General features: G+C 72.5%; 2 protein-coding genes. Both read left to right on the top strand.

Annotated features, from left to right (window positions below; translation table 11 throughout):
• The coding region (locus AB0I21_RS57310; protein ID WP_360574474.1) for a KR domain-containing protein at positions 1-882 on the top strand (882 nt) is incomplete at its 5' end.
• Positions 883-912: 30 nt separating this feature from the next.
• A partial coding sequence (locus AB0I21_RS57305; RefSeq protein WP_360574472.1) for a type I polyketide synthase occupies positions 913-2,827 on the top strand: 1,915 nt, incomplete at its 3' end.

Raw genomic sequence — 2,827 nt, 5'->3', positions numbered from 1 at the left:
CGGGGTCTGCCGCTGGATGCGTTCGTGTTGTTCTCGTCGTTCGCGGGGTCGGTCGGGTCGGCGGGTCAGGGCAACTACGCCGCCGCGAACGCCGCCCTGGACGCGATCGCCGAGGAGCGTCGTGCCGCCGGACTTCCGGGAGTCTCCATCGCGTGGGGTCCGTGGGCGGGCGACGGCATGGCGGGGGACCTCGGTGACCGGCACCGCCGCGGCGGCGTCCGGCCGATGGACCCGTCCGTCGCCGTCACAGCCCTCGCGCGGACCGGCGCCGCCGCGACCGTCGTCGTCGCCGACATCGACTGGGAACGGTTCGGGCCCGGGTTCACCGCAGGACGCCCCGCACCGCTCGTCAGCGGGCTGTACACGCCGCCCGTACCGCAGAACGACACGGAGACGTGGGCCCTCGCCGGCATGCTCGACCTGGTGCGCCGGCAGGCCGCCGAGGTCCTCGGGCACGGCGGCACCGAGCTCGTCGAGCCCGGGCACGCGTTCCGGGACCTCGGGTTCGACTCGCTGACCGCCGTCGAGTTCCGCAACGGGCTCGCCGCCCGCACCGGCCTGAAGGTGCCGGCGACCGCCGTCTTCGACTACCCGACGCCGGCCGCGCTCGCCGCCCACCTGCACGCCGAGGCGACCGGCGGCGCACCGGAAAACCCCCAGCTATCGATCCTCGCGGACCTCGACAAGGTCGAAAACCTGATTTCGGTGATTTCCCCAGAGGATGACCTGCACGCTGCCGTGCGCACCCGGCTGCATGTGATGCTTTCGAAGCTCGACAAGGCGCGCACGACGGAATCAGAATCGGCCACCTCACTGCGGTTCGACGCGGCGACGGACGACGAGCTCTTCTCGTTCATCCACGAGGAACTCGGTCGGTCATGAGGTGAGCCCGGGGCGACGGGTGGGGTTGTCATGAACGAGGACAAACTCCGGGACTATCTGAAATGGGTGACCGGAGACCTCCACCAGACCCGGTTGCGGCTGCGGGAGCTGGAAGCCGCACAGCAGGAGCCCATCGCGATCGTGGCGATGGGCTGCCGGTTCCCCGGCGGCGTCGCGTCGCCGCAGGACCTGTGGCAGCTGCTCGTGGACGGCCGGGACGCGATCGGTGACTTCCCGGCCGACCGCGGCTGGGACCTCGACGCGCTCTTCGACGACGACCCCGACCGGCCGGGCAGCACCTACACCCGGGTCGGCGGGTTCCTGGACGACGCCGCCGGGTTCGACGCCGCGCTCTTCGGCATCTCGCCGCGTGAGGCCCTGGCGATGGACCCGCAGCAGCGGCTGCTGCTGGAGACGTCGTGGGAGGTGTTCGAACGCGCCGGCCTCGACCCGCGGGCCATGCGCGGCACCGCCACCGGCGTGTTCGTCGGCACCAACGGCCAGGAGTACCTGAACCTCCTCACCCACGCCGAGGAGAACGTCGAGGGCTACCTCGGCACCGGCAACGCCGCCAGCGTCGTCTCCGGGCGGCTGTCGTACACGTTCGGACTCGAGGGTCCCGCGGTCACCGTCGACACCGCGTGCTCCGCGTCGCTCGTCGCCGTGCACCTGGCGACGCAGGCGCTGCGCCGCGGCGAGTGCCGGCTCGCCCTGGCCGGCGGCGTCACCGTCATGTCGACCCCGGGCGTGTTCGTCGAGTTCTCCCGCCAGCGCGGCCTGTCCGTCGACGGCCGCTGCAAGGCGTTCTCCGACGACGCCGACGGCACCGGCTGGGGCGAGGGCGTCGGCGTCCTGCTCCTGGAGCGGCTGTCGGACGCCGTCGCCAACGGCCACCCGGTCCTCGCCGTCGTGCGCGGCTCCGCCGTCAACCAGGACGGCGCCTCCAACGGTCTGACGGCCCCGAACGGTCCCGCACAGCAGCGGGTCATCCGCGCCGCGCTCGCCGCCGCCGGGGTCGCCGCCACCGAGGTCGACGTCGTCGAGGCGCACGGCACCGGCACGAGCCTCGGCGACCCGATCGAGGCGCAGGCGCTGCTCGCCACCTACGGACAGGGCCGCGACGAGCCGCTGTGGCTCGGGTCGGTGAAGTCGAACCTCGGCCACACCCAGGCCGCCGCCGGCGTCGCCGGGATCATCAAGATGGTCCTCGCGCTCCAGCACGGCGCCTTGCCCCGCACCCTCCACGTCACCGCCCCCTCGTCCCACGTGGACTGGTCCACGGGCGAGGTTCGGCTGCTCACCGAGGCCCGGGCCTGGCCGGACACTGACCGCCCGCGCCGCGCCGGGGTGTCGTCGTTCGGTGTCTCCGGAACGAACGCCCACGTGATCCTGGAGCAGGCGCCCGCACCCGTCCCGGCCGACGCTCCGCCGTCGCTGCCGGTGGTGCCGTGGCCGCTCTCCGGGCACACCGCCGACGCCCTCGACACACAGGTCGACCGGCTGCGGACCGTGGCAGGACTCGACCCCGTCGACGTCGGCCACTCCCTGGCGACCGGCCGGTCCGCACTCGAGCACCGGGCCGTCCTGCTGGGCGACGCCGTCATCCGCGGGCAGGTCACCGCCGGCGGGAACGCGATGCTGTTCACCGGTCAGGGTGCGCAGTGGTCGGGGATGGGTCGCGGTCTGTACGAGGCGTTCCCGGTGTTCGCGGCGGCGTATGACGAGGTGTGCGCACTCGTCGAGGTGGACGATGCGCGGCTGGATGAGACGCAGTGGACGCAGCCTGCGTTGTTTGCGGTTGAGGTCGCGGTGTACCGGTTGCTGGAGTCCTGGGGTCTCAAGCCCGATTACCTGCTTGGTCATTCGATCGGTGAGCTGGCGGCGGCGCATGTTGCGGGGGTCTGGTCCCTTGAGGACGCCTGCAAGGTGGTCGAAGCGCGGGGCC

This window comes from Dactylosporangium sp. NPDC050588 (assembly GCF_040654975.1).
Classification (GTDB): Bacteria; Actinomycetota; Actinomycetes; order Mycobacteriales; family Micromonosporaceae; genus Dactylosporangium; species Dactylosporangium maewongense.
This window is presented reverse-complemented; position numbering and strand designations above follow the sequence as displayed.